This is a genomic window from Tepidimonas sp. (genome assembly GCF_029335975.1).
In the GTDB taxonomy this organism is placed as follows: domain Bacteria; phylum Pseudomonadota; class Gammaproteobacteria; order Burkholderiales; family Burkholderiaceae_C; genus Tepidimonas.
This window is the reverse complement of the sequence record NZ_JARJMT020000198.1, coordinates 1-4920: the sequence shown is the minus strand read 5'-3', so window position 1 is coordinate 4920 and position 4920 is coordinate 1. Positions and strand designations below refer to the sequence as shown.

Sequence of the window (4920 nt, the reverse complement as noted above, 5' to 3'; positions counted from 1 at the left end):
ACAGTGACTTGCACCACCTTGGATGCGGTCGGGGTTGGGGCGGGTGCGCTCCATGGGCCGTGCAAAGCCCACAAGGCCACGGCATGCACGGCCAACACCCCCAGCACCACGCTCCGCAGCCGGGTGCGGTGGGTCGTGGCGCGGCCCAGCGGTGGTGGTGCCGTTGCAGGGGCCGATGGGACGCGTGCGGCGCGCATCATGACTTCAGAATCCATATCGTCGCCAAGGGCGCAGGTACAGGGCGCGCCCAAAGAGCCATCCGCGCGATGATAGACACTCCAAGCGCCCAGGGCGGCGCGGGCGCGTCGGGGGCCGTGGCATACCGCTCGGGGGAGCTTGGCCATGAAACACGAACGATTCGCAAAATCGTGAAGGATTGGCTATGTATGCAATGAAAACTATTAATAAGAGCGATTGATTATTCCAGGCTATTATATGCCTCGTCGCCAGCAGCGAGCCAGCCGCTTTGGTAAGGCCTTGGCGGTTCTGTTCAAACCCGTTTTTCAACCACGAAAGGAAAGCAGCATGTCGCTGATCAACACCCCAATCCCCGCGTTCAAGGCCCAGGCCTTCCACAACGGCAAGTTCATCGAAGTCACCGAGCAGACTCTCAAGGGCAAGTGGTCGGTCCTGATCTTCATGCCGGCGGCCTTCACCTTCAACTGCCCGACCGAGGTCGAAGACGCGGCCGACAACTACGCCGAGTTCCAGAAATTGGGCGCCGAGGTCTATGTCGTCACCACCGATACCCACTTCTCGCACAAGGTGTGGCACGAGACCAGCCCGGCCGTGGGCAAGGCCAAGTTCCCGCTGGTGGGCGACCCGACGCACCAATTGACCCGCGCATTTGGCGTGCACATCGAGGAAGAGGGTCTGGCCCTGCGCGGCACCTTCGTGATCAACCCGGAAGGGGTGATCAAGACCGTCGAGATCCACGACAACGCCATCGCGCGCGACGTCAAGGAAACCCTGCGCAAGCTCAAGGCCGCCAAGTACGTGGCCGAGCATCCGGGCGAGGTTTGCCCGGCCAAGTGGAACGAAGGCGCCAAGACCATCGCCCCGTCGCTGGATCTGGTCGGCAAGATCTGATCCCGACGGTCTGAACCATCCCCGCGGTCCGGCCGGGTTGCCGGACCACCCGCCGCTCCGGCGCCTTCAGGCCTGGGCCGGTGCGTCGGACGCTGCCCCAGTCATCCCGCCCTTCCCCGGAGAACCCCTATGCTCGACGATCAACTGCAATCCCAACTTCAGGCCTATCTGACGCGCGTCAGCCAGCCGTTCGAGCTGGTGGCCTCGCTCGATGACTCGGCCAGCGCCCGCGAGCTGGAGCAACTGCTGCGCACCATCGGCCGGCTGTCCGACGGCAAGATCACCGTGCGCACCGACGGCAGCGATGTGCGTCGGCCCTCTTTTGCCATCCGCTCGGCGGATGGGCAGCAAGATTTGACCTTTGCCGCCATCCCGTTGGGGCATGAATTCACCTCACTGGTGTTGGCCCTGCTGTGGACAGGCGGGCACCCGCCCAAGGTGGCCCCCGAAGTGCTGGAGCAGGTGCGTGCCCTGGACGGAGAGTACCGCTTCGAGGTCTACATGTCGCTGTCGTGCCACAACTGCCCGGACGTGGTGCAGGCACTCAGCTTGATGGCCATCCTCAACCCCCGCGTGCACACCACCGTCATCGACGGTGCCCTGTTCCCCGCCGAGGTCGAGCAGCGCAATGTGATGGCCGTGCCGCTCGTCTTGCTCAATGGCGAGGTGTTCGCCTCCGGGCGCATGTCGCTGGAGGAGATCGTCGCCAAACTCGACACAGACTCGGCGGCGCGCGCCGCGGCCCAGTTGTCGGCCAAAGAGCCGTTCGACGTGCTGGTCGTCGGGGGTGGCCCGGCCGGTGCCGCCGCTGCCGTCTATGCCGCGCGCAAGGGCATCCGCACGGGCATCGTGGCCGAGCGCTTTGGCGGGCAGGTGAACGACACGCTGGCGATCGAGAACTACATTTCGGTGCTGGAAACCGATGGCCCGAAGTTTGCGGCCGCGCTGGAAGCGCAGGTGCGCCATTACGAGGTGGACTTGATGAACGGTCAGCCGGTCGCGGCGCTGCTGCCCGCCGAAGCGGTGGGCGGCTATCTGGGGGTGCAGCTGGCCAACGGGGCCGAACTGCGCGCCCGCAGCGTGATCCTGGCCACGGGGGCGCGCTGGCGCAACCTGAACGTGCCGGGCGAAGCCGAGTACAAAAACCGTGGCGTGGCCTATTGCCCGCACTGCGATGGCCCCCTGTTCAAGGGCAAGCGGGTGGCGGTGATCGGTGGCGGCAACTCTGGGGTCGAGGCGGCCATCGATCTGGCCGGCATCGTCGCGCATGTGACGCTGTTGGAGTTTGCCGATCGGCTCAAGGCCGATGCGGTGCTGGTCAGCAAGCTCAAGAGCCTGCCCAACGTGACCATACTGACCCAGGCGCAGACCCTGGCGGTGGAAGGCGATGGACAGAAGGTGACCGGCTTGCGCTGGCTCGACCGCGCAAGCGGGGCGCAGCACACCCTGGCGCTGGAGGGCGTTTTCGTGCAAATCGGATTGGTGCCCAACACCGAGTGGCTCGATGGCGTGGTCGAGCGCAACCGCTTCGGCGAAATCGTGGTCGACGCCAAGGGCCACACCAATGTGCCCGGCGTGTTTGCCGCAGGCGACTGCACGAACGTGCCGTACAAGCAGATCGTCATCGCGGCGGGCGAAGGGGCCAAAGCCGCGCTGTCGGCCTTCGATTACCTGATCCGCACCCCAGCGCCGCAGGCGGAGCCGGAGTCGGCGGCGGCCTGACGGGCCAAGACCTGCACCCGGGCGGCGCTTGCGCCGCCCGTTTTATTTCATGTCGTCGGCGATGAGTTGTGCGATGCGCTGCGCGGTGGCGGAGCGCTCCGGCTGACCGTTGCCGTCCAGCACGACCACCGTGGCACGCTCACCGGTGGCCGTGACACGGATGCGATAGCGCGCCGGTCCGCTTTGCGCCGTGCTGGAACTGCCAAACCAGCCGGTGATGCGGCCCAGGAAGCCGCGCGATTGCGCTTGCGGGTTCTCGTCCGGTGGCACATAGCGCACGAAGTAGGTGCCCTCGGCGCGGTTGCGGTCTTCCACGGTAAAGCCGCTGCGGTCCAGTGCCAGCCCCACGCGGCGCCAGGCCCGGTCGAAGTTTTCGTCGATGACCACGGTCGGCAGGCCATCCACGGTTTCGATGCGCGCGATCGCCGGCCGTGCGCCCGCCGCGACGGCGGCTTTGGACTGTTCCTGGCTCACGCCCAGCTTGACCATCAAGCGACGCAGAAACTCGGCCTCGAGCTCCGGGTCGGCGGGGCGCGGCTGCCAAACGGTGTTGTCCTTGCGCTCGGTGGTGTAGACCTCCACCATGCCACGGTGGCTGATGAAGATTTCGCTGCCCCCGGCGGCATTGCGTTCCACCCGGGTGCGGAACTTGTCGCGCTCCCCAGTCGAGTACAGGTTGTCAAACAGCTTGCCAATCGTGGAGCGAATGATGTCCTGCGGGATCTTGGCGCGGTTTTCGGCCCAGTCGGTTTCCATCAGGCCCAATTGCGGCTGGTCCAGCGTGAGCAGAAAGCCGTTTTCCTGCCAGAAGTCGCGTAGCGCAGGCCAGAGCTCGTCGGGGGCGCGGTCCACGACCAGCCAGCGTTGGTTGCCCGCGCGCTCGATGCGCACATCACCGATTTGAGCGGGGGCAGCAGCGCCGCTGGGGCGCGCGCTGGCCGTGGCCTGATAGCCCGATGCGGTGACCGATGCCCCGGGCAGCGCATAGCGCGAATCGCGTGCCAGTTGCGTCAGATCCGGCGGGACTTCCAAGCGGTTGATCTGCTTGGCACTTTTGTAGTCGATGCGGTCTTCCTCCAACACCGAGCAGCCGCTGGCGAGCAGCGCCACCAGGGCCAGGGGCGCGAGCCGCCGTGCGGTCGCGAGGTGGGGGCGGTAAGGTGCGGACATGTCGATTCCCTTGGCGTGCGGTGGGGCGTATCCGTCAGATCAGGCCGGCGGCATGCAAAGCCGCTTCGAGCGCCGGCTGGTATTGGGCCGACAGCGGTGTCATCGGCAGGCGCAGCGTCGAGCCGCACAGGCCCATGCGCGCCATGGCCCACTTGACGGGGATGGGGTTGGCCTCGGCGAAGAGCTGTTTGTGCAGCGGCAGCAGCTGCATTTGGATTCGCATGGCGCCGCGAGCGTCCCCCGCGATCGCCGCCACGCACAGCTCGTGCATGAGGCGTGGGGCGATATTGGCGGTGACGCTGACGTTGCCCTGGCCACCGCAGAGCATCAGCGCGACCGCGGTGGCGTCGTCGCCCGAGTAGAGGGCGAAATCAGCGGGCTTTTCGCGGATCAGCCATTGGGCGCGTTCGATGTTGCCCGTGGCCTCTTTGAGGCCGACGATGCCCGGCACTTCGGCCAGGCGCAGCACCGTCTCGGGCTGCAGATCGGCCACGGTACGGCCTGGCACGTTGTACAGGACGATGGGTAAGTCGCCGGTGGCCTCGGCGATCGCCCTGAAGTGCTGGAACAGGCCCTCTTGCGTGGGCTTGTTGTAGTAAGGCACGACCTGCAATTGGCAGTCGGCGCCCACCCGGCGGGCGAACTCGGCCAGCGCGATCGCCTCGCGCGTGGAGTTGGCACCGCAGCCGGCCATGATGGGCCGACGGCCAGCGGCCTGCTCCACGGCGACGCGGATGATTTCGCAGTGCTCCTCGACGCTGACCGTGGGCGACTCGCCGGTGGTGCCGACCACGCCGATGCAGTCGGTGCCTTGGTCGATGTGCCAGTCGATGAGCTGGCGCAGGGTGTCGTAGTCGACACGGCCGTCCTCGTGCATGGGGGTGACGAGGGCGACGATGCTGCCGGTGATGGGCTTCATGAGGTGGGCGCAAATCCAGT

General features: G+C 66.4%; 5 protein-coding genes. 2 read left to right on the top strand and 3 right to left on the bottom strand.

Annotated features, from left to right (window positions below):
- The coding region (locus tag P3W97_RS10935; protein WP_300846661.1) for a hypothetical protein at positions 1-197 on the bottom strand (197 nt) is incomplete at its 3' end.
- A gap of 328 nt (positions 198-525) precedes the next feature.
- Between P3W97_RS10935 and ahpC the strand changes: the two genes are divergently transcribed.
- Complete coding sequence (gene ahpC, locus P3W97_RS10930; RefSeq protein WP_300846659.1) at positions 526-1089, top strand: alkyl hydroperoxide reductase subunit C; 564 nt, start codon at positions 526-528, stop codon at positions 1087-1089.
- A gap of 129 nt (positions 1090-1218) precedes the next feature.
- Positions 1219-2811, top strand: a complete 1593-nt coding sequence (gene ahpF / locus P3W97_RS10925; RefSeq protein ID WP_300846657.1) for an alkyl hydroperoxide reductase subunit F — start codon at positions 1219-1221, stop codon at positions 2809-2811.
- Between the two features lie 42 nt (positions 2812-2853).
- Here the strand turns inward: ahpF and bamC are convergent, their stop codons facing one another.
- Together bamC and dapA are read right to left on the bottom strand one after the other, a co-directional pair.
- Complete coding sequence (bamC, locus tag P3W97_RS10920; RefSeq protein WP_300846655.1) at positions 2854-3981, bottom strand: outer membrane protein assembly factor BamC; 1128 nt, start codon at positions 3979-3981, stop codon at positions 2854-2856.
- A gap of 34 nt (positions 3982-4015) precedes the next feature.
- Positions 4016-4900, bottom strand: coding sequence for a 4-hydroxy-tetrahydrodipicolinate synthase (gene dapA / locus P3W97_RS10915; RefSeq protein ID WP_300846663.1), 885 nt, complete (start codon positions 4898-4900; stop codon positions 4016-4018).
- Positions 4901-4920: the final 20 nt, after the last annotated feature.

What these genes read in the sequence shown, in the direction of transcription:
- bamC (WP_300846655.1), bottom strand. Translation starts at nt 3,981, where the DNA reads ATGTCCGCACCTTACCGCCCCCACCTCGCGACCGCACGGCGGCTCGCG.
- ahpF (WP_300846657.1), top strand. Translation starts at nt 1,219, where the DNA reads ATGCTCGACGATCAACTGCAATCCCAACTTCAGGCCTATCTGACGCGC.
- dapA (WP_300846663.1), bottom strand. Translation starts at nt 4,900, where the DNA reads ATGAAGCCCATCACCGGCAGCATCGTCGCCCTCGTCACCCCCATGCAC.
- ahpC (WP_300846659.1), top strand. Translation starts at nt 526, where the DNA reads ATGTCGCTGATCAACACCCCAATCCCCGCGTTCAAGGCCCAGGCCTTC.